The following is a 20177-nucleotide window of genomic DNA, read 5'->3' as shown; positions in this document are numbered from 1 at the left end:
GAAGGTGAGGTGCCGCCGGGGCTGGCGGAGCGTTCGAAACCATGTTGCCGGTCACAGTGACTCCCATCACCATTACGTTCATACTGTTCGCAGACTGAAAGGAAAACGCATGAAGAGCTGGAGCCTCGCGGCCCGGATATTCGCCGGCCAGCTCATTTTCCTGACGGTGCTGACGGCAGTGGTGGCCACGGTTTTGTTCCTCGACGCACGGGACCAGAATTACAGCCGCGCCGAGCAGCGCATGCGGTCCGTCGCCGTGACCATCGCGGCCAGCCCCTTTGTCCTGGAAGCGGTCCAGTCACCCAATCCGACCTCGGCCCTGCAGCCGTATGCGCGCGACATCATGCACGACGCCTCGGTGGACTTCATCACGATCATGGCCCCCGACGGCACCCGCTTCACCCATCCGGATCCCGCCGAGATAGGCAGAACGTACATCGGCAGCACCGAACAGGCGCTGCGAGGCGAGATCTGGACCGAAACCGTTGCCGGCACGCTGGGCCCTTCCGTCCGGGCGATTGTGCCGATCCAGGACGAGGACGGCACCATCCATGGGATGGTGGCCACCGGTGTCACGGTCACCAATGTCTCGGTGGCCATTGCTGCCCGGCTCCCCTTCGTGATCCTCACTGCCGTGGCCGTCATGGCGGCGTCGTCGGTGGCTTCGTGGCTCCTCAGCCGCTACCTGAACCGAGCCACCTTGGGCTGGGGCCCGGAACAGCTGTCCAGAATTTTCATCTTCTACGATTCGGTCCTGCATTCGGTCCGCGAAGGCGTGGTTCTGGTCGATCCCGGCGGACAGCTGGTGCTCTACAACGACCAGGCGGCCCGGCTGCTGAACCTGCCGCCCAGGCCGCCGGGAGGCCCGGCCCTGGACATCGCCGTCCTGAAGATCCCGGGGCCGCTGAAAGAGCTGCTGCTCAGCGGCCGTGTTGCGCGGGAGGAGGTGCTTGTGACCGATGACCAGGTACTGGTCGTCAGCCAGGACCCTGCCGTGCGCCCGCCGCAACGGACTCGGGCAGCCGGCGCCGCGGCGGGAAGCCGTGCCGCAAAGCCGGCCGCGCCGCTGGGAACCGTGGCGACCTTGCGCGACCGGACCGAGGTCCAGTCCCTGGCCGGCGAGCTGGAGTCCATGCACACCCTCACCGACGCGCTCCGGGCCCAGACGCACGAGCACTCCAACAGGCTGCACACCATCGTGTCGCTGATCGAACTGGGCAGGGACAGCGATGCGATCGAGTTCGCGGCCCGCGACCTGCAGCAGTCGCAGCAGCTGACGGACAAGGTGGTCTCCGCCGTCGACGAACCCTTCATTTCGGCGTTGCTGGTGGGCAAGGCAGCCCAGGCCAATGAGCGCGGTATCGAGCTCAACATCACGGCGGACACAGCCTTCGGCGCCGAGACAGTTCCCGCCGGCGCCCGTGCCGGGCTCGATCCGGCCGCGCTCGTGACCATCGTGGGCAACCTGCTGGATAACGCATTTGACGCAGTCTCAGGGTCGGAGCACCGGGAAGTCTCGATAGACTTCCTCAGCACTGCCGAAGAATTATGGATCGAGGTTCACGACAGCGGACCGGGGATTCCGGAATCGGAGTTGGAGAGCATTTTCAGCCTTGGCTTCAGCTCCAAGGCCGACGGCGGCAGGCGCCGCGGCGTGGGCCTGGCCCTCGTGCGCCAAGCCGTTAGGAGATTGGGCGGGCAACTGACCGTGGACAATGAGGATGGAGCCGTGTTCACCGTGTCGCTGCCACTGCATCCGGTCCAGCCGGCCGCGGGAGAGGAAACAGGAGGCACCCATGCCTGATCCGATCCGCGTCCTCGTGGTCGAAGACGAATCCGTGGCAGCTGCCGCCCATGCGGAGTATGTCCGGCGGATCGACGGTTTCCAGCTCGCGGGTGTGGCGCACACGGGTTCCGAGGCTTTGGCCTTTTTGGGGCTGTCCCCCGGAAGGCAGCAGGAGTCCGCCGTCGCCGTCGATCTGGTGCTGCTGGACATGAACCTGCCGGATCTGCACGGACTGGATATCCTGCGCAGAATCCGCGGTTCCGGCCTGCCCGTGGAAATCATCGCCGTAACTGCGGTCCGGGAGCTGCCGATTGTCCGCAAGGCCATTGCCTCCGGCATTGCGCAGTACCTGATCAAGCCGTTCACCTTCGCGGCCTTCAGCGACAAACTCCATCACTACCGGCAGTTCCGGGACAGCCTTGCCCAGCACGGCAGCGCAACAACCCAGGAAGCTGTGGACCGCGCCTTCGCCGCACTGCGCACCCCGGCCGCGGCCACACTGCCCAAAGGTTTTTCCGAAGAGACCCTGCAAAGCGTCATCACGCTGCTGAAAGGCAGCCAGTCCCCCATCTCGGCGGTTGAAGTCACCGAACAGCTCGGCATGTCCCGGGTGACCGCACGCCGGTACCTGGAGCACCTTGCCGAGCAGAACGCTGCCGTCCGGTCTCCCCGCTACGGCACGCGGGGACGGCCGGAATTCGAGTACACCTGGCGCCGGGTGTGATGCCGGCGAGCGCCGGGCTAGGACCGCAGCAGGCGCACAAGGTCGTCGATCACCAGCGGATCCTCGATGGTGGAAGGCACAGTATACGCTTCGCCGTCGGCGATCTGCCGCATGGTCTTGCGCAGGATCTTGCCTGACCGCGTCTTCGGCAGTGCGGCCACGATCCGTATCTCCTTGAAGTCCGCGACCGGCCCGATCTGCGAGCGCACCAGGTCCACCAGTTCCCGCTGAAGCTGGTCCTGCGCCATTTCGCTGCCGGCCTTGAGCACCACAAATCCGCTGGGTCGCTGTCCCTTGAGGTCATCGGCAATACCGACGACGGCGCATTCGGCCACGACCGGGTGCCGTGCCACGGCCTGTTCCATTGCGCCGGTGGAGAGCCGGTGGCCCGAGACGTTGATGACGTCGTCGGTGCGGCCCATAACGAACAGATAGCCGTCCTCGTCCAGGTAGCCGGAGTCCCCCGTGGTGTAATAACCGTCGAAGATGTCCAGGTAGGACCGGATGTACCGCTCGTCGTTGCCCCACAGCGTTGTCAGGGTTCCCGGCGGCAGCGGCAGCCGCAGCACGATGTTGCCTTCGGTGCCGGGCGGCACGGGCTGCCCGCCTGCGTCGACGATTTCCAGCCGGTACCCCGGCACCGGCACGGTGGGCGATCCGGCCTTGACCGGAAGCTGCTCCACGCCGAGCGGATTGGCTGCGATGGCCCAGCCGGTCTCCGTCTGCCACCAATGGTCGATGACCGGCACCTGCAGGGCAGCCGAAATCCACTCATAGGTCTCCGGGTCAAGCCGCTCCCCCGCCGCAAACAGTGTCCGCAGGGAAGAGATGTCATAGTCCTTGACCAGCCCCGCGGCCGGATCGGCCTTGCGGATGGCCCGCAGCGCAGTGGGGGCGGTAAAGAGAACATCCACACGATGGTCCTGGACTACCCGCCAGAATGCGCCGGCATCCGGGGTCCCTACCGGCTTGCCTTCGTAAAGCACGGTGGTGGCTCCGGCAATCAGGGGTCCATAAACAATGTAGGAGTGCCCCACTACCCAGCCGACGTCGGAAGCGGTCCACATGACATTGCCCGGGCCAACGTTGTAAATGTTCTTCATCGACCACGCCATCGCCACCGCATGGGAGCCGTTGTCCCGCACCACGCCCTTCGGAGCGCCGGTGGTACCGGAGGTATAGAGAATGTAGAGCGGGTCGGTTGCCTTGACTGAAACCGGCCCGGCCGGCTCGGCTGTTGCCGCCAGCGCATCCCAGTCATGCCATACCGTGCCGGCGGCCGCGAAGTCCTCGACGCTGTGCTGGAAATCCTCCCGCGCCTTGACGATCACATCGGCAACGGCGTGGCCTGCGAGCTCGATGGCTTCGGCGACCGCCGGCAGGTACTCGATCCGGCGCGACGGTTCGATTCCGCCGCTGGTGGTCACAATGGCGGAGGGGCGTGCATCATCAATCCGGGCGGCGAGTTCCTGTGCCGCAAACCCACCGAACACCACCGAATGGATCGCTCCGAGCCGGGCTACCGCCAACATGGCCACGGCGGCCTCGGGAATCATGGGCATATAGATGATGACCCGGTCGCCATGCCCCACTCCCCGGCCGCGCAGCACCCCCGCAAAGCGCTCAACCTCGGACAGCAACTCCTGGTAGGTGTAGCTGCGCTGCCGCCCCAGCATCGCCGAATCATAGATCAGCGCGGTATCCCCGCCACGGCCGGCACCAACATGGCGGTCCAGGGCGTTGACGCTGGTGTTGAGCTCGCCGTCCGGAAACCAGCGGTAGATCGGCGGGTTGCCGTCGTCGAGCGCCTGGGCAGGCGCCTGGTCCCACTGGATGGCCGAGGCTGCATCGAGCCAGAACTTCTCCGGCTCATCGCAACTGGCCTCGTACATAGTGCGGTAGCTGTCCACGCTGATCCCTTTCGAAGCTTCGATGTGATGCTCGCCATACTATCGGCCCAAACCTGCAGCAAACAAGAGCGGTGTATACATTTTCGCGCGGTTCTCCCAAGAAATCCGCGCTTACCCTTGATTTCCGCCCTGCTGTGTATACACTGGTGCTGTATTCAAATTCACCAGAACCTGCAGAACGGGAGGTGCCAATGCGTGCCAGCGAACGTGCCTATTGGGCCTTGCGGGAGGACATCGTCGAGTGGCGGTTGCCGCCGGGGACCGTCCTCGGGGAAGTGGAACAGGCCGAGCGGCTCGGGGTCTCCCGCACTCCCCTGCGTGAAGCGCTGGGACGGCTGACTGCCGAAGGCCTGGCTGCCCCGCACAGCGGCCGCGGCGTCGTCGTCACGGCCATCTCGCTGGATACCGCTGCCGAACTCTTCGAACTGCGCACCGCGCTGGAGTGCCAGGCCGCGTCCCTGGCGGCACGGCGCGGGGACCCGGCAGTCTTCAAGCGCCTGCAGCAGGAGTTCGCCTCGGCGGCCCAGCTGCTGCGCGGAGATGATCCGGCCCGCCATGACTACTACGCTCTCGTGGGCCGGCTGGACCGGGCCATCGACGAGGCCATCGACAACGCCTACCTGCTGCAGGCGCTGAAGAACCTGCGGGTGCATCTGGTCCGGATCCGCCGGTTGGCCAAAGACAATCCCGAACGCCTGCTGGCAGCAGCCACGGAGCACGCCAACATCGCCGGGGCCATCGCCGCCGGGGACGGCCAGCTCGCTGCGGCGGCCACCGCAGTACATCTTTACCAAAGCCTTGAACATCTCAAAACCACCCAACCGTCAGCCGAGAGGACAGCCTCATGACCGTCAACCACAAAGTCCGTGTCTACCGCAGTGAAGAGAACCTTCCGCGGCAGGACCAGCTTGCCTACAAGATCGCCAAGGTCGCCGTCGACCCGGTGGAAGTCAGCGACGACGTGACCGATATGGTCATCAACCGCATTATCGACAACGCCTCCGTGGCGGTTGCGTCGCTGAACCGCGGCCCGATCGTGGCGGCCCGTTCACAGGCGATGAGCCACCCGGTCTCGGCGAACGGCAACGGGGCAGGGATCTACGGCGTTGCCGGCAAGACCTCGCCGGAGTGGGCTGCCTGGGCCAACGGTGTCGCCGTGCGCGAATTGGACTACCACGACACCTTCCTCGCCGCCGAGTACTCCCACCCGGGCGATAACATTCCGCCCATTCTCGCCGTCGCACAGCACACCGGCGCCAACGGCCGCGACCTCGTGCGCGGGATCGCCACCGGCTACGAAATCCAGGTGGATCTGGTGAAGGCGATCTGCCTGCACAAGCACAAGATCGACCACGTCGCCCACCTCGGCCCGTCCGCCGCGGCCGGCATCGGCACCCTGCTGGGTCTCGACGTCGAAACCATCTTCCAGGCCGTGGGCCAGGCACTGCATACGACGACGGCGACCCGCCAGTCCCGCAAGGGCGAGATCTCCACGTGGAAGGCCCATGCACCGGCGTTCGCCGGCAAGATGGCCGTGGAAGCCGTTGACCGGGCCATGCGCGGGCAGACCTCGCCGGTGCCCATCTACGAAGGCGAAGACGGCGTCATCGCCTGGATGCTGGACGGACCCGAGGCCGCCTACGAGGTGCCGCTGCCCGCCGACGGGGAAGCCAAGCGAGCCATCCTCGATACCTACACCAAGGAGCACTCCGCCGAATATCAGGCCCAGGCCCTGATCGATCTGGCCCGCAAGCTGCACGGCGAGCACCCGGAAGCCACCGACCCGGCGAACGTGGACAAGATCGTCATCCACACCTCGCACCACACGCACTATGTCATTGGCTCCGGTGCGAACGACCCGCAGAAGTACGATCCGAAGGCCTCGCGGGAAACGCTGGACCACTCCATCCCGTACATCTTCACTGTTGCGCTGCAGGACGGAAAGTGGCACCACGTCGATTCCTACAGCCCGGAGCGAGCCGGACGTGCCGATACCGTGGACCTCTGGCACAAGGTGGCCACGGAAGAAGACCAGGAATGGACCCGCCGCTACCATTCGCTGGACATCAGCGAAAAAGCCTTCGGCGGCCGCGTGGAGATTACGCTCAAGGACGGCAGCACCATTGTGGATGAGATTGCCGTTGCCGACGCCCACCCGCTGGGTGGGCGCCCGTTTGCCCGCGAGCAGTACATCAACAAACTGCGCACGCTGGCTGCCGGCCAGAACGGCAACCGCCTGGTGGAGGAGGCCGAAATCGACAGGTTCCTCGCCGCCGTCGAACGTCTGCCCAAACTTGGCGCGGGCGAACTGGACCAGCTCAACATTGCAGCGGCAGACGGCGTCATCGACCTGAGCGCCGGACCGAAGGGGATTTTCTAATGCTGTACGCGAAAACCACCCCCGAGCAGAAGCGCGTAGCGCTGCGCGAAGGCCTGGCCTCGGGCACCATCCAGCAGTTCCCCGGTGCGTTCAACCCGCTTTCGGCACGGCTGATCGAGGAGAAGGGCTTCAACGGCGTCTACATTTCCGGCGCCGTTCTGGCCAACGACCTGGGCTTGCCCGATATCGGGCTGACCACGCTTACCGAGGTGGCTACCAGGGCAGGACAGATCGCGCGGATGACCGAGCTGCCGGCGATCGTCGACGCCGACACCGGCTTCGGCGAGCCCATGAACGTGGCCCGCAGCATCCAGGAACTCGAAAACGCCGGGCTGGCCGGCTGCCATATCGAGGACCAGTTCAATCCGAAGCGCTGCGGCCACCTGGACGGCAAGAACGTGGTGGATCTGGAGACCGCCACCAAACGCATCCGCGCCGCGGCCGATGCACGCCGCGACCCGAACTTCCTGATCATGGCCCGGACCGATATCCGGGCCGTGGACGGCATCGAGGCAGCGCAGGACCGTGCCAAGGCCCTGGTCGACGCCGGTGCCGACGCCATCTTCCCGGAAGCAATGCGCAACCTGGAGGAGTTCCAGGCCATCCGCGACGCGGTGGATGTACCGGTGCTGGCAAACATGACGGAGTTCGGCAAGAGCGAGCTTTTCACCACCGAGCAGCTGGCCTCAGCCGGCGTCAACATTGTCATCTATCCGGTCACGCTGCTACGCAGTGCCATGGGCGCCGCGGAACGCACCTTGGACACCATTAAGGCCAAGGGTTCGCAGCAAACGGACGTGGAAAACATGTTGACCCGTGCACGTTTGTACGAATTGGTGGATTATGAAGCTTATAACCACTTCGACACTTCGGTCTTCAACTTCCAGGTACCCGGACAACACTGACGGCATCGCTGTCTTGATAAAGGAGTCGCTATGACCAGCGAAGCAACCACAGAAGCACCGCAGATCCACAAGGGACTTGCCGGCGTCGTCGCCGATACTACCCGCATTTCCAAAGTCAACGCGGACACCAATTCCCTGCTCTACCGCGGTTACCCGGTCCAGGATCTGGCCGCCCAGTGCAGTTTCGAGCAGGTCGCCTACCTGCTTTGGCACGGCGAACTTCCGACCAATGCGGAGCTGGCGGAATTCACCGCACACGAGCGCTCGGGGCGGTCACTGGACCCGGTGGTCAAGTCCGTCATCGATATGCTGCCCACGTCGTCCCACCCCATGGACGTGTGCCGGACTGCGGCGAGCGTCATCGGGGCACGGCATCCGCGCTCGGAGGACTCGTCGCCCGAAGCCAACCTGGCCAAGGCCAAGGACCTCTTCGCCGCATTCCCCGCCGTGGTTGCCTATGACCAGCGCCGACGGCGCGGCCAGGACGTCGTGGAGCCCCGCGAAGACCTGGACTACTCGGCCAACTTCCTCTACATGACCTTCGGCGAGGAAGCTGCACCTGAGGTGATCGAGGCCTTCAACGTCTCGATGATCCTCTACGCCGAGCACTCGTTCAACGCCTCGACCTTCACGGCGCGCGTCATCACCTCGACCCTGGCGGATCTTCATTCCGCGGTCACCGGGGCCATCGGCGCGCTCAAGGGCCCGCTCCACGGCGGCGCCAATGAGGCCGTCATGGACACCTTCGAAGAGATCGGCACCGAAGGCGGCGACATCACCCGGCGCGCGCAGGCGTGGCTGGAGGATGCCCTGGCCACCAAGAAGAAGATCATGGGGTTCGGGCACCGTGTCTACAAGAAGGGCGACTCGCGCGTCCCGACCATGAAGGCCGCCCTGGACAAGATGATCGCGTACTACAACCGCCCGGACCTTGCCGAGCTGTACACGGCGTTGGAATCGGCCATGGCCGAGAAGAAGAACATCAAGCCGAACCTGGACTATCCGGCCGGCCCGACGTACCACCTGATGGGCTTCGACACCCAGACGTTCACTCCGCTGTTCGTCGCCGCCCGCATCACCGGCTGGACGGCACACATCATGGAGCAGCGTGAAGCCAACTCCCTGATCCGCCCGCTGAGCGAGTACAACGGACCGGACCAGCGTTCGCTCTGACCGAGAACAGCCGCAACGCAGGATGCCCGCCGTACTTCCGGCGGGCATCCTGCGTTGCGGGCAGTTCCATGGCTTGCGGCAGAGCGCCGGCTTTACGAAAGCGGCTCCAGCGGATCGAACCTGGCCGCGGTTTCATTGTCGTCGTTGAGCACGATGCGGAAGTTGGGCATCGCCCCGGTGAGTGCCAGGGGCAGCCACGTGCCGGCGTCGTGCCACATGAGCGCCAGCGGCAGCGCGTCCAGCCCGAACCATTCCGGGACAATTTCCTCGGATTCTGCCGGTTCGCCGGACCAGCGGCGCGCGACAAAAAGCGCGGCATCCATGTTCCACAGCGGCTGTGACGGAAAGTCGAACAGGATCCGTCCCGCAGGTTCCAGGTCCTCCTGCCGGACCGTCACGCCCGTCTCTTCCATGACCTCGCGGCAGGCAGCCTCCGGTGCGGTCTCCCCCGGCTCAAGCTTTCCGCCGACCCCGACGACCTTGCCGGTACCGAAACCGGATTTCTTGTGGCCCAGCAGTACCGCAAGTCCGCCGTCCTTTTCCTGTACCAGGAAGCACAAAGCCACGGCCACTTCAGTCATGAGCCGAGTCTATCCTTCCTGACCTGCCGGCAAGGCGTGCTAACCCAGCGCCCGGGGATGGGCCGCGGCGTAAACCTCGCGCAACGTGTCTGCGTTGACCAGCGTGTACACCTGCGTGGTGGTGACCGACGCGTGGCCCAGCAGCTCCTGCACCACCCGCACGTCCGCGCCGCCTTCAAGCAGGTGGGTCGCAAATGAATGCCGCAGCGTGTGCGGCGAGACGTCCCGGCCAATGGCGGCCTTCTCTGCCGCCGTTTTCAGGATGGTCCATGCGCTCTGCCGGCTCAGCCGTCCGCCACGGGCGTTCAGGAAAAGCGCGGGTGTGCCGCGGCCTTTGACAGCGATGCCCGGACGGGCGCGGACCAGATAGTCGTCCACGGCCTTGGCCGCATAGGATCCCAGCGGCACCAGCCGCTCCTTGGAACCCTTGCCCAGCAGACGTACGACGGCGGGCCCCTCGTCGATTGTTTCGACGCTCACGTCATCGACGTCGAGACCGACGGCCTCGCTGATCCGCGCGCCGGTTGAGTAGAGGAATTCGAGCAGCGCACGGTCACGCTGGCCGGTAGGCGTTTCGGTACTGACCGCTTCCAGAATCCGGGTAACTTCGCCGACCGAGATGGCTTTGGGCAGTCGTTTGCCCGGCATCGGCGGGTGGACGTCGGTGGCCGGATCCGTGGCGGTGATCCCCTCCAGGCTCCAGAACTTGTGCAGGCCGCGCACCGCCACGACGGTCCGTGCCGCGGAACGGATGCTCAGGGCCGACGCGCCGTCCGATCCATCGGAGAGAACCTGCGCGAACGCAGTGACGTCATGCCGGCTGATTTTCGCCGGGTCATCGACCGACCGCTGTTCCAGGAAGTGCAAGTACCGCTTCAGGTCCCGGCGGTAGGCGGCCACCGTATTGGCCGCCAGTCCGCGTTCAACGGCCATGTGCTGCAGGTAGTCCGATATGGCGCAGCCCAGCGCCGTCGTTCCTAGATCACCGGCCGTGGTGGCGGCCTGCACGCTTCCGGCCATGCAACGTCACTGCCCCGTCCCGGCGGCCGGCGCCGGGTGGTGCCGCTGCGAGGGATGCTCCGGCCAAGGTGCGTCGGCCGGACGCAGCCCTTCAAAGCCGCGCCGTGATGCTTCGGCGGCAGCCAGGACGCCGGCCACGGCCGACGGATTGTGCAGACGGCCTGCCATCACGGCTTGCACGGCGTCGTCGAGATCCACCCACAGGTGCTCGATTTCCGCTTCTTCGTCCGTCCGGGTGTGCAGGTCAGCTTCGGGAACTTCAGTCAGGTTTCTGGCCAGGTAGATGCGGATGGCTTCGCTCGACGAGCCCGGTGAATTGAAGAAGTCCACCAGCACGTCCCAGCGGCCAGCCGCGAGGTCCGCTTCCTCGGCCAGCTCCCGGGCAGCCGCAACCACAAAGTCCTCGCCCTCAACATCCAGCAGGCCGGCCGGGATCTCCCACAGGGACATCCGGACCGGCTGCCGGTACTGCTTCAGGAGCAGGATGCGGCCGTTGTCGTCCATGGCCACGACGGCTACCGCACCCGGGTGGGCGATGTAGTCGCGGACCAGAACGTCCTCGGCGTCGCCGGAGAGACTGAAGGTATCGCTGACGACGTTCCAGATCCGGCCCTCGTACAGCGTCTCGGAAGCAACAAGCGTGCGCGGATCAGGCTGATCGGCAAACACCTTCGGACCGGCGTCGGACATGGCTAGGCTCCGGCTTTCGAGACCGGCTTGCCGTGGTTGAGCGCCGCGGCGACCAGGCCGGCGAACAGCGGATGCGGCCGCGTCGGACGGGAGCTCAGTTCCGGGTGCGCCTGGGTCGACACGTAGTACGGGTGCACCTTCTTGGGCAGCTCGACGAATTCCACCAGCTTGCCGTCAGGCGACGTTCCGGAAAACACGAGGCCCGCCGCTTCCAGCTGCTCCCGGTACTTGTTGTTCACCTCATAGCGGTGGCGGTGGCGTTCGCTGACCTTGGTGGAGCCGTAGGTCTCGGCAACCACGGAGCCGCCCTTGAGCGCGGCCTCGTAAAGCCCCAGCCGCATCGTGCCGCCAAGATCGCCCTTGCCCTCGACGATCTCCAGCTGTTCTTCCATCGTGGCGATCACCGGGTGCTTGGTATCGGGGTCGAATTCGGTGGACGAGGCGTCCTCCAGACCGACCACGTTGCGCGCGTATTCCATCACCATGGACTGCAGGCCCAGGCACAGGCCCAGCGTCGGCAGCTTGCGTTCGCGGGCGTATTTCAGCGCGCCCAGTTTCCCTTCCAGACCGCGGATGCCGAAGCCTCCCGGCACGCAGATGGCGTGGACGCCGGCCAGCGACCTGGCCGCACCTTCTGCTGTGGCACAGTCATCGGAAGGCACCCAGCGGATCTTGACCTTGGTTTGATTGGCGAAGCCGCCCGCGCGCAGCGCTTCCGTCACAGAAAGGTAGGCGTCCGGCAGGTCGATGTACTTTCCGACCAGGGCGATCTCGATCTCGTGCTTGGGATTGTGGACGGCCTCCAGCAGCCGATCCCACTTTGTCCAGTTCACGTCCTTGAACTTCAGATCCAGGTGCTGGACGATGTAGGCGTCGAGCATCTGGGCATGCAGGGTCTTCGGGATGTCGTAAATGCTCGGGGCGTCCGGGCAGCCGATCACGGCATCCGCGTCCACGTCGCACATGCGGCCGATCTTCTCCCGCATGGCCTCCGGGACTTCGCGGTCCGAGCGGATGACTATGGCATCCGGCTGGATGCCGATGGAGCGCAACGCCGCCACAGAGTGCTGCGTCGGCTTGGTCTTCAGTTCCTGGGACGGACCAATGTAGGGCACCAGCGAGACATGCAGGAAGAAGACGTTATTGCGCCCGACATCCTGCCGCACCTGGCGGGCGGACTCGAGGAACGGCTGGGACTCAATGTCGCCGACGGTGCCGCCAATTTCAGTGATGATGACGTCCGGCGCCTTCTTGCCCTCGGCGGGCAGGCGCATCCGGCGCTTGATTTCATCGGTGATATGGGGAATGACCTGTACGGTGTCCCCGAGGTACTCGCCGCGGCGCTCTTTCGCGATGACCGTGGAGTAGATCTGGCCCGTTGTTACGTTGGCCAGCCCGTCCAGGTTCTCGTCCAGGAAACGCTCATAGTGTCCGATGTCCAGATCCGTTTCGGCGCCGTCGTCGGTGACAAAGACTTCGCCGTGCTGGAAGGGGTTCATCGTGCCAGGATCCACGTTCAGATAGGGATCCAGTTTCTGCATGGTCACGGAGAGTCCACGCGCCCGGAGCAGGTGTCCGAGGCTGGAAGCTGTCAGACCCTTCCCGAGAGAAGACGCCACGCCACCGGTGACGAAGATATGTTTGGTCGTCTTGGACGACTTGGAAAACCGGGAATTTGTTCGCTGCACCACGGAATTCGAGCCTATCACCTTTCCAGCGGCTCCGACTGCCAGAACCGCTACGGCCACCCGTTCGTGTTGGATGACACAGCCTCAGCTGCCCGCCGCCAATATCGCGGCGGCGGGAGTCTGTTCCTCCAGCCGATCGTACAGCTTAGCGGCTTCCTTTGGCCCCTTCGATCAGTTCCTGTGCATGGGCACGGGCCAGCTCGGATTCCTCCTGGCCGGCCAGCATCCGGGCGAGCTCCGTCACCCGCTCTTCATCCGAGAGCAAGGTGACGTCGCTGGCCGTCACGCCTTCGGAATTCTTGGCTGCGGCGCCGGAGGTTTTGTAGACGCGGATGTGCTGGTCGGCGAAGGCTGCAACCTGCGGCAGATGGGTAACCACGATGACCTGGACGTACTTGGCCAGCATGGCCAGCCGCCGCCCGATCTCCACCGCGGCTTTACCGCCGACGCCGGAATCAACCTCGTCGAAGACAAACGTCGGCACCGGATCCACCGCAGCCAACACTACTTCGATGGCGAGCATGACTCGGGAGAGCTCGCCGCCGGAGGCACCCTTGCCCAGCGGACGCGGCGGTGCTCCCGGGTGCGGCTTCAGCAGGAACGCGATGTTGTCCGCCCCGTGCGGTCCCAGCTCCTCGGCAGGCTCGAGCTGGATATGCAGTTCGGCGTCCGGCATGGCCAGTGCCGCCAGCTCCTTGCCCACCTTGCGGCCGAGTTCGCCGCCGGCCTTGCCGCGCATGGCGGTGATCTTGCCGGCGGTTTCGGTGAGTTCGGTCTCGAGCGCGGCGATTTCCGCTTCCAGCGCCTCGATCCGGCTGGAATCGTCGGTCAGCTCTTCCAGGCGCTGGCGGGCGATTGCGCTCCAGTCCAGCACCTCGTCGATACTCGGCGCATACTTGCGCACCAGACCGGCAAGACTGGCCCGGCGCGCCTCCAGCTCCGCCAGCCGTTCCGGCCCTTCGTTGTCCAGCGAAGCAGAGTAGCTGGCCAGATCGGCCGCAACGTCGGCCAGGATGTAGCCGACTTCTGCGAGCCGGCCTGCGGCCTTGCCCAGTTCCGGGTCATCCGCCTGGACCTGCTCCAAGGATCGTTTCGCCGCGTCCACCAGCGATGTGGCATCGCCGGAGTCGGCGAATTCCTCCGCGATCAGCGCCTGGTGCGCCAGCTGTGCGGCAGCGCGCAGCTGCTCCACGTTGGCCAGCTTGGTGGCCTCCGCCTTGAGCACCAGGTCCTCACCAGGCTGCGGGTCGATACCGTCGATTTCCTCCAGTGCCAGTTGCAAGGACTCCGCTTCGCGCAGCCGTTCACGGGCCTCGGTCCGCAGCGACTGCAGCTCCGCCGTCGCCTGCCGCCAGCGCTCGTAGGACTGGCGGAACGCCGTCAGCGCCTTGGCCAGCTTGGGCCCGCCGAACTTGTCCAGGGCCTCCCGCTGGGCGCTCTGGCTCTTCAGCCGCAGCTGTTCCGACTGGCCATGGACCGCCACCAGCTGTTCGCCGATCTCAGCCAGCGTACCCACCGGAGCCGAACGGCCGCCGACATGCGCCCTGCTGCGGCCGTCCGCGTTAACGGTACGGGCGAGCATCAGCTCCGCTTCGCCGTCGTACTCTTCAATGTCCGCGCCGGCATCCTGCGCGCGGGCGATGGCGGGACTGTCCGGAGCAAGCCGGACCACGGCTTCGGCGACGGCGGAGGAAGCACCGGTGCGCACCGCCCCGGCGTCCGAACGGGCGCCAAGCAGCAGACCCAGCGCGGTCACCACCATGGTCTTTCCGGCGCCGGTTTCACCCGTGACTACGGATAGCCCGGGGCCCAGCGGCAACACGGCCTCGGTAATGACACCGAGGTTGCTGATTCGGATTTCCTCAATCATCGACGCTCCTCCTCGGGCGGGATGTGGTGCGGTTCGACCGTCCGGATGGTATCCAGCGGCGTTGTCTGCGGCTGCGCCTCGTCCGCACTGACCGGACCGCGCCAGCCCTTGGTCGGCAACTCGAACTTGCGTACCAGCCGTTCGGCAAAAGGAGTGCGCCTGGTCCGGGCCAGCCGCACCGGCTTGTCCGAGCGCGTTACCTCGACACGGGAACCGGGCGGCAGGTCGAGGCTGCGCCTGCCGTCGCACCAGAGCACCCCATTGGCATCCGTGCGGTTCAGCAATTCCACGGCCATGACCGAGTCCGGGGCCACCACCAGCGGTTTGGCAAACAGCGCGTGCGCACTGATCGGGACCATCAGCAGGGCCTCCACCTCGGGCCAGACCACCGGTCCCCCGGCCGAGAAACCATACGCCGTCGAACCGGTGGGCGTGGCCATCACCACCCCGTCACAGCCGAAAGAGCTGATGGGCAGCGCGTCGACTTCGACGACGACCTCGACCATCCGCTGGCGGTCCCCCTTTTCCACGGTGGCCTCGTTCAGCGCCCAGGTGTGGCCGATCTTGCGCTTGTCCAGCCAGACCTGCACGTCGATGGTCATCCGTTCCTCAACGGTGTACTGGCGCTCCACCACCCAATGGACGGTCTGGGCAAGGTCCGCACGTTCGCTTTCAGCCAGGAAGCCCACGTGGCCCAGGTTGACACCCAGCAGGGGCACATCGGAGTCCCGGACCAGTTCGGCGGAGCGCAGTATGGTGCCGTCCCCGCCGAGCACCATGCCCAGGTCCACGTCCTTGAGCTTCACATCTTCGTCCAGGATCTCGAGGGGAGCTGCCAGGTGGGAATAAACCTGGCGGATATGCTCCGCTTCTTTGCGCCGCATCACCGGAACCAGCCCGGAGGCATGGAGCTGGGCACACGTTTCCTGGGCGGCGGCCAGAGCGTCGTGGCGCCCGGTGTGGGCCAGAACCAGAATCCGTCTGCTCATGCGTTTACTCCCGGTAGTTTGTTGGGCTGTTCCGCATCCGGCGGTTCCGGATACTGTTCCATGGCATTGCGGACGGCGGCATCAAGCTCAGTTCCGATCCTAGCCGGGGCCCGGATAGCGGGCACCTTCATCCACAGGAAGAACTCAACATTACCGTCCTGGCCGGGCAGCGGACTGCGGGCCAGCCCCTTGATGTGCAGTCCGTGCTCCAGCCCGCTGCGTACCACCTTTTCCACCGCCCTTCGCCGTTCGGCTTCCGAACTGACGACGCCGGTGCTCGCCAATGACTCACGTCCCACCTCGAATTGGGGCTTCACCATCAGCACCATGTCGCCGTCGGGCTCTGTGGCCGCGCTGAGGGCCGCCATCACCAAGGTCAGCGAGATGAAGGACAGATCCGCAACCGTCAGCGAGACCGGACCGCCGATATCGGCACTGTTGAGGTACCGGGCGTTCATGCCCTCGAAGAGATGAACCCGCTCATCGGCGCTCAGTTGCGGCACCATCTGGCCATGGCCGACGTCGACGGCGGCTACCTCCCGCGCGCCGGCTTCAAGGAGCACCTGGGTGAAGCCGCCGGTGGACGCCCCGGCGTCCAGGCAGCGGCGGCCCTCGGGGTCTACGGCCGGGAAGGCACGGAGCGCGCCGGCCAGTTTGTGCCCGGCCCGGCTGACATATTCAGGCTCGCCCGCTGCCGCCACCTCCAGCTGGTCGTCGGCTGCCACAACGGCGGAGGCCTTCCGTACGATGTTCCCCCCGCGGCTCACCAAGCCGGCGGAGATAAGCTTTGCGGCATGGGTCCGGGATCTTGCCAGTCCGCGGGCTACCAGTTCCTGATCCAGTCTCGTCATTCCTGCCTCAGTCTGCTCCAGCATCCAGATCAGCCAGCAGGCCATCATGCATGTAGGTAAAGACGGCAGCATGTCCGGTTATCGGGACTTGCGGCAGCGAAGTCAACGGCTCGATGATTTCGTCCACGCTCTCGTCCTCGGTGGACGCAACCGAGACCGGCCACTGCGTAGCGGCTGATTCCGGCGAAGGCTGTCCAGCGGAAGTGATCGGGTCAGTCATCGGATCCATCGGTCAGTTCCTTCCACCATCAGGGGCTGTTCGCCCGGCCTGCTTCAGTCTATCGACGTGTGTGCGGCCAGTTCCGGCAAGAACGCGGCTGGCGTTTCAGGGTGGGCGTTCCACCATGCGGCGCAGGCGGCCCGCCAGGTGTCGAGCTCGTTGCGGTCACCGCTATAACGGACCACGCCGTTCTCGACCGTAGCGCTCGAGCGGCCACAGGTGAAAATTCCAGCGGCAGAAATTACCTGCGGATACGGCTGGTACAGATCGCCCAGGTTGGCCAGCAGGTAGCGCGGCCGTTCGGCTGTCCGGGCGGCGAGGATCGTTTCCACCGTATCGACGCCGGTCAGCACGGCCGCCGTATGCATGCCCGCGTTGTTGCCGCCAAGGATGTCGGTGTCCAGACGGTCTCCGACGACAAGCGGTGTCTTCGCCTGGAGGCTTTCCGCCGCCGTCGTAAAGAGAGCCGCCTCAGGCTTACCCGCCACCAGCGGCGTCGCCCCAGTGGCTGTCTGGACGGCAGCCACCAGCGACCCGTTTCCCGGTGCTATCCCCTCGGCGCGGGGAATCGTCAGGTCCGTATTGGTGGCTACCCAGAATGCACCGGCTGCTATGGCATACGATGCCTCGGCCAGATCCAGCCAGCTCACCGCAGGATCAAAGCCCTGGATGACAGCGTCGGGCCGCTGGGCAGCGGAGTCCACGGGGATAAAACCCAAGGCTTCAATCTCGTGGACCAAGGTCCGGCTGCCGGTCACCAGAACTTTGGCTCGCGGCGCCACATGCTTTGCCAGCAGTGCGGCGCCGGCACGGGCGGAACCAAACACTTGGTCGGCCCGTGCCGGCGCGCCCAGTTCGCGAAGATGGGCCGCAACCTGCTCGGAGGACCGGGACGCGTTGTTGGTGATATAGCCCAGTCTGACGCCGGCCGCCGGCAACCTGTCGAGTGCCTCAGTGGCTCCTGCTATGGCACCGGCACCGGCGTAAACCACCCCGTCCAGATCGCAGAGCAGAGCGTCATACCCATCAATCAACATCGGTTCAGTCTTCGTCACCGGGTCGCTTGACGTCCTGTTCGCCTGTAGCCGGGTCCGCGATTTCATGGAGGTCTTCGTCCTCAAGCGCTGCCTCGGAAAGACGCGGTTGACCGTCGTTGCCCGCGGTGTCGCCTTCCGCGAGACCTGATGGCACTTCATCTGGTTCGGCGCTGCCTGCTGCCTCACCCGGAGCCGCTTCGTCTCCACTGGACACGTCGCGTGGACGCCGGGCTTCCGGCTCCTCATCTTCATCAACGAGGTCGAAGATTTCAGGCTCGGCAAACTCTCCTACGCCCAACGCGCTCTCTGCCAGTCGCGCCTGGCGACGCCACTGCTCGGCTTCTTCGGCACGGCTCACGGCCTCAAGGGCGTCCGCGTAGGCCCGGAACAACCTGGGGCTGTATGAGAATGCCCGGTTCTTGTCGAGCTGCGGAATCTCAAGCGCGGCCACGGCAGCGTCATACTGCTCCAGATCCATCCGGGCACCAGACGCCACAATCGCCAGTTCCACTTTGCCGGCAGCGTCCAGGTCCGTAGCTTCCTCGGAACGGATCATCTCGAGGGCACGGTCAGGGCGCCCAAGTCCGCGCTCACAGTCTGCCATTACGGGCAGGTGTGCATTGGAGCCGCTGATACGACGGTAGGTACGGAATTCCCGCAGCGCCTCACCGTAGTGGCCGGCAGCATAGGCAGTCAGTCCAACAGCCTCGCGGACCGGAGCCATCCGGCCGCCACGGCGGCTGGCAGCCAGGGCATGCTGGAACGCGAGCTCGGGCTCCTCGTCCATCAGCCGCGCGGCCATCACCAGGTGCTTGGCAACCCACTCCGCGCTCTTTGATTCCAGCGTTCGCAGCTGTGCACGGATAACCCGGTCCAGTTCCTGCCCGGTAACGTCATCGTCGATCTGGGGAGAGCGCGGACGATCAGCCCGGTTGGAGCTGCGCAGATCCTGTGCATTCTTCAGAGGAGGCTGACCAGCGCCTCTGTCAGCCCCATACTTCCGTTCGCCGAAGCGCTCTTCTCCGTCGCGGCGCGGCTTGAATCCCGCCGCGCCACGGTCGGAGCCACGGGGGCCGCCGCGTTCCTGGCGCGGACGGTCGCTGTACTCGCGGCGAGGACCATCGGTGCGGTCCTGACGCGGACGGTCCCCGTACTCACGGCGGGGCTTGTAACCTTCAGCCCCACGAGAGTCATCGCGATCTTGGCGCGGACGATCGGTGTACTCGCGGCGAGGACCATCGGTGCGGTCCTGACGCGGACGGTCCCCGTACTCACGGCGGGGCTTGTAACCTTCAGCCCCACGAGAGTCATCGCGATCTTGGCGCGGACGATCGGTGTACTCGCGGCGAGGACCATCGGTGCGGTCCTGACGCGGACGATCGCCGTACTCACGGCGAGGCTTATACCCCTCGGCGCCACGGTCTTGGCGTGGACGATCGGTGTATTCACGGCGAGGACCATCGGTGCGGTCCTGGCGCGGACGGTCCCCGTACTCACGGCGAGGCTTATACCCCTCGCCTCCCTGGCCGGAGCCGCGAGGGGCGCCGCGGTCCTGACGCGGACGATCGGTGTACTCCCGCCGCGGACCGTCAGTGCGGTCCTGACGCGGACGATCGGTGTACTCCCGCCGCGGACCGTCAGTGCGGTCCTGACGCGGACGGTCCCCGTACTCACGGCGGGGCTTGTAACCTTCAGCCCCACGAGAGTCATCGCGATCTTGGCGTGGACGATCGGTGTACTCGCGGCGAGGACCATCGGTACGGTCCTGACGCGGACGGTCGCCATACTCACGGCGAGGACCGGATCGTTCCCGGCCTGCTGCACCTTCACCGCTGCCGCCGCGGCGATCGTCGCGTGCCCGGAAGCCGCGGGGGTCTCCACCCGAATTGCTTGTGCCGCGATAGGCGCCGCTTTGCCGGCGTGCTTCACTGTCCCGACGCGGACCCTCGCCACGTCCAGCAGGTTTGTCAGATCCTGAGCGGCCGCCGAAGTTGCCCCGTCCGGCACCGCCCTTGTCGTCTCGTTCCCCACGACCACGGAAATCAGCCATGCCGGAGCTCCTCTCAGTGCGGGCCTGGCACCCCTCAAAGGAGCCTTCAGCCGCCATCTCTATTTATCTGGTGATTTGTGTTGATCTATTGATCAGAACGCAGCACGACATGTGCCACCAGACCAGTCTAGTGCAGACCATGGACACGGCAGGCTGACTGGGCTGTGATACCACTTACGACGGCGGGCCATGGCTTCAGCGACCGGGCATGGTTTCCGTCAACGGCCTTAAATGGGTGAAGGGCTCCACCGTCATGGTGGAGCCCTTCACGCTCAAAAGATGTCCGGCGGTGACCTACTCTCC

Annotated in this window: 18 protein-coding genes; 6 read left to right on the top strand and 12 right to left on the bottom strand. The window is 65.5% G+C overall.

The features are described from left to right. The first annotated feature begins 109 nt into the window (after window positions 1-109). Window positions 110-1804, top strand: a complete 1695-nt coding sequence (locus AC3A4M_RS18730; RefSeq protein WP_498737637.1) for a sensor histidine kinase — start codon at window positions 110-112, stop codon at window positions 1802-1804. Next, a complete protein-coding gene (locus tag AC3A4M_RS18725) occupies window positions 1797-2510 on the top strand; it encodes a response regulator (protein WP_498737635.1) in 714 nt (237 codons plus the stop codon). Before AC3A4M_RS18730 ends, AC3A4M_RS18725 begins: the two co-directional genes overlap by 8 nt. A 17-nt stretch (window positions 2511-2527) precedes the next feature. Here AC3A4M_RS18725 and AC3A4M_RS18720 read toward each other — a convergent pair whose 3' ends face one another. Then, window positions 2528-4444 (bottom strand): propionyl-CoA synthetase, encoded by a 1917-nt coding sequence (locus tag AC3A4M_RS18720; protein ID WP_498737816.1) that lies wholly within the window; start codon window positions 4442-4444, stop codon window positions 2528-2530. Window positions 4445-4611: 167 nt separating this feature from the next. Here AC3A4M_RS18720 and AC3A4M_RS18715 point away from each other — a divergent pair, with 167 nt between their 5' ends. From AC3A4M_RS18715 to AC3A4M_RS18700, 4 genes are read left to right on the top strand one after another with little or no spacing between them, the layout of a single operon-like run. Beyond that, entirely contained in the window at window positions 4612-5268 is a 657-nt protein-coding gene (locus tag AC3A4M_RS18715; RefSeq protein WP_498731720.1) for a GntR family transcriptional regulator, read from the top strand. After that, window positions 5265-6800 (top strand): MmgE/PrpD family protein, encoded by a 1536-nt coding sequence (locus AC3A4M_RS18710; RefSeq protein WP_498737633.1) that lies wholly within the window; start codon window positions 5265-5267, stop codon window positions 6798-6800. The genes AC3A4M_RS18715 and AC3A4M_RS18710 overlap by 4 nt, the downstream gene beginning before the upstream one ends. Beyond that, a complete protein-coding gene (prpB, locus tag AC3A4M_RS18705; protein WP_498636915.1) occupies window positions 6800-7705 on the top strand; it encodes a methylisocitrate lyase in 906 nt (301 codons plus the stop codon). The genes AC3A4M_RS18710 and prpB overlap by 1 nt, the downstream gene beginning before the upstream one ends. Window positions 7706-7735: 30 nt before the next feature. Further along, the gene (locus AC3A4M_RS18700) at window positions 7736-8878 is read left to right on the top strand and encodes a bifunctional 2-methylcitrate synthase/citrate synthase (protein ID WP_498737631.1); all 1143 of its coding nucleotides are present in this window, start codon (window positions 7736-7738) and stop codon (window positions 8876-8878) included. A 92-nt stretch (window positions 8879-8970) separates the two neighbouring features. On the opposite strand, the gene AC3A4M_RS18695 is transcribed toward AC3A4M_RS18700, so the two are convergent. The 11 genes from AC3A4M_RS18695 to AC3A4M_RS18645 all read right to left on the bottom strand — a co-directional run bounded on the left by AC3A4M_RS18695 (window position 8971) and on the right by AC3A4M_RS18645 (window position 19855). Then, window positions 8971-9459, bottom strand: coding sequence for an 8-oxo-dGTP diphosphatase (locus AC3A4M_RS18695; RefSeq protein ID WP_498731714.1), 489 nt, complete (start codon window positions 9457-9459; stop codon window positions 8971-8973). 39 nt (window positions 9460-9498) lie between these two features. Next, on the bottom strand, window positions 9499-10479 hold the full coding sequence (gene xerD / locus AC3A4M_RS18690; protein WP_498737630.1) for a site-specific tyrosine recombinase XerD: 981 nt from the start codon (window positions 10477-10479) through the stop codon (window positions 9499-9501). 6 nt (window positions 10480-10485) lie between these two features. After that, window positions 10486-11169, bottom strand: coding sequence for an NUDIX domain-containing protein (locus tag AC3A4M_RS18685; RefSeq protein WP_498737628.1), 684 nt, complete (start codon window positions 11167-11169; stop codon window positions 10486-10488). Between the two features lie 2 nt (window positions 11170-11171). Continuing rightward, window positions 11172-12878, bottom strand: coding sequence for a CTP synthase (pyrG, locus tag AC3A4M_RS18680; protein ID WP_498737626.1), 1707 nt, complete (start codon window positions 12876-12878; stop codon window positions 11172-11174). Between the two features lie 124 nt (window positions 12879-13002). Further along, window positions 13003-14727, bottom strand: coding sequence for a DNA repair protein RecN (gene recN, locus AC3A4M_RS18675; protein WP_498737625.1), 1725 nt, complete (start codon window positions 14725-14727; stop codon window positions 13003-13005). Beyond that, window positions 14724-15716, bottom strand: coding sequence for an NAD kinase (locus tag AC3A4M_RS18670; RefSeq protein ID WP_498737623.1), 993 nt, complete (start codon window positions 15714-15716; stop codon window positions 14724-14726). The genes recN and AC3A4M_RS18670 overlap by 4 nt, the downstream gene beginning before the upstream one ends. Next, the gene (locus AC3A4M_RS18665) at window positions 15713-16567 is read right to left on the bottom strand and encodes a TlyA family RNA methyltransferase (protein ID WP_498737622.1); all 855 of its coding nucleotides are present in this window, start codon (window positions 16565-16567) and stop codon (window positions 15713-15715) included. The genes AC3A4M_RS18670 and AC3A4M_RS18665 overlap by 4 nt, the downstream gene beginning before the upstream one ends. Window positions 16568-16574: 7 nt before the next feature. Continuing rightward, a complete protein-coding gene (locus AC3A4M_RS18660; RefSeq protein WP_498737620.1) occupies window positions 16575-16796 on the bottom strand; it encodes a hypothetical protein in 222 nt (73 codons plus the stop codon). Window positions 16797-16840: 44 nt separating this feature from the next. Further along, entirely contained in the window at window positions 16841-17824 is a 984-nt protein-coding gene (locus AC3A4M_RS18655; protein ID WP_498737619.1) for an HAD-IIA family hydrolase, read from the bottom strand. Window positions 17825-17828: 4 nt separating this feature from the next. Continuing rightward, a complete protein-coding gene (locus tag AC3A4M_RS18650) occupies window positions 17829-18626 on the bottom strand; it encodes a hypothetical protein (protein WP_498737617.1) in 798 nt (265 codons plus the stop codon). 158 nt (window positions 18627-18784) lie between these two features. Further along, entirely contained in the window at window positions 18785-19855 is a 1071-nt protein-coding gene (locus tag AC3A4M_RS18645; protein ID WP_498737616.1) for a hypothetical protein, read from the bottom strand. Window positions 19856-20177: the final 322 nt, after the last annotated feature.

Source organism: Arthrobacter sp. Soil_C_60 (assembly GCF_057656375.1).
This window is presented reverse-complemented; position numbering and strand designations above follow the sequence as displayed.

Coding starts and splice junctions, on each gene's coding strand:
- AC3A4M_RS18715 (WP_498731720.1), top strand. CDS start 4,612: ATGCGTGCCAGCGAACGTGCCTATTGGGCCTTGCGGGAGGACATCGTC.
- xerD (WP_498737630.1), bottom strand. CDS start 10,479: ATGGCCGGAAGCGTGCAGGCCGCCACCACGGCCGGTGATCTAGGAACG.
- AC3A4M_RS18700 (WP_498737631.1), top strand. CDS start 7,736: ATGACCAGCGAAGCAACCACAGAAGCACCGCAGATCCACAAGGGACTT.
- AC3A4M_RS18660 (WP_498737620.1), bottom strand. CDS start 16,796: ATGGATCCGATGACTGACCCGATCACTTCCGCTGGACAGCCTTCGCCG.
- AC3A4M_RS18650 (WP_498737617.1), bottom strand. CDS start 18,626: ATGGCCGCGCGGCTGATGGACGAGGAGCCCGAGCTCGCGTTCCAGCAT.
- recN (WP_498737625.1), bottom strand. CDS start 14,727: ATGATTGAGGAAATCCGAATCAGCAACCTCGGTGTCATTACCGAGGCC.
- AC3A4M_RS18725 (WP_498737635.1), top strand. CDS start 1,797: ATGCCTGATCCGATCCGCGTCCTCGTGGTCGAAGACGAATCCGTGGCA.
- AC3A4M_RS18695 (WP_498731714.1), bottom strand. CDS start 9,459: ATGACTGAAGTGGCCGTGGCTTTGTGCTTCCTGGTACAGGAAAAGGAC.
- AC3A4M_RS18685 (WP_498737628.1), bottom strand. CDS start 11,169: ATGTCCGACGCCGGTCCGAAGGTGTTTGCCGATCAGCCTGATCCGCGC.
- AC3A4M_RS18670 (WP_498737623.1), bottom strand. CDS start 15,716: ATGAGCAGACGGATTCTGGTTCTGGCCCACACCGGGCGCCACGACGCT.
- AC3A4M_RS18655 (WP_498737619.1), bottom strand. CDS start 17,824: ATGTTGATTGATGGGTATGACGCTCTGCTCTGCGATCTGGACGGGGTG.
- AC3A4M_RS18665 (WP_498737622.1), bottom strand. CDS start 16,567: ATGACGAGACTGGATCAGGAACTGGTAGCCCGCGGACTGGCAAGATCC.
- prpB (WP_498636915.1), top strand. CDS start 6,800: ATGCTGTACGCGAAAACCACCCCCGAGCAGAAGCGCGTAGCGCTGCGC.
- AC3A4M_RS18710 (WP_498737633.1), top strand. CDS start 5,265: ATGACCGTCAACCACAAAGTCCGTGTCTACCGCAGTGAAGAGAACCTT.
- AC3A4M_RS18730 (WP_498737637.1), top strand. CDS start 110: ATGAAGAGCTGGAGCCTCGCGGCCCGGATATTCGCCGGCCAGCTCATT.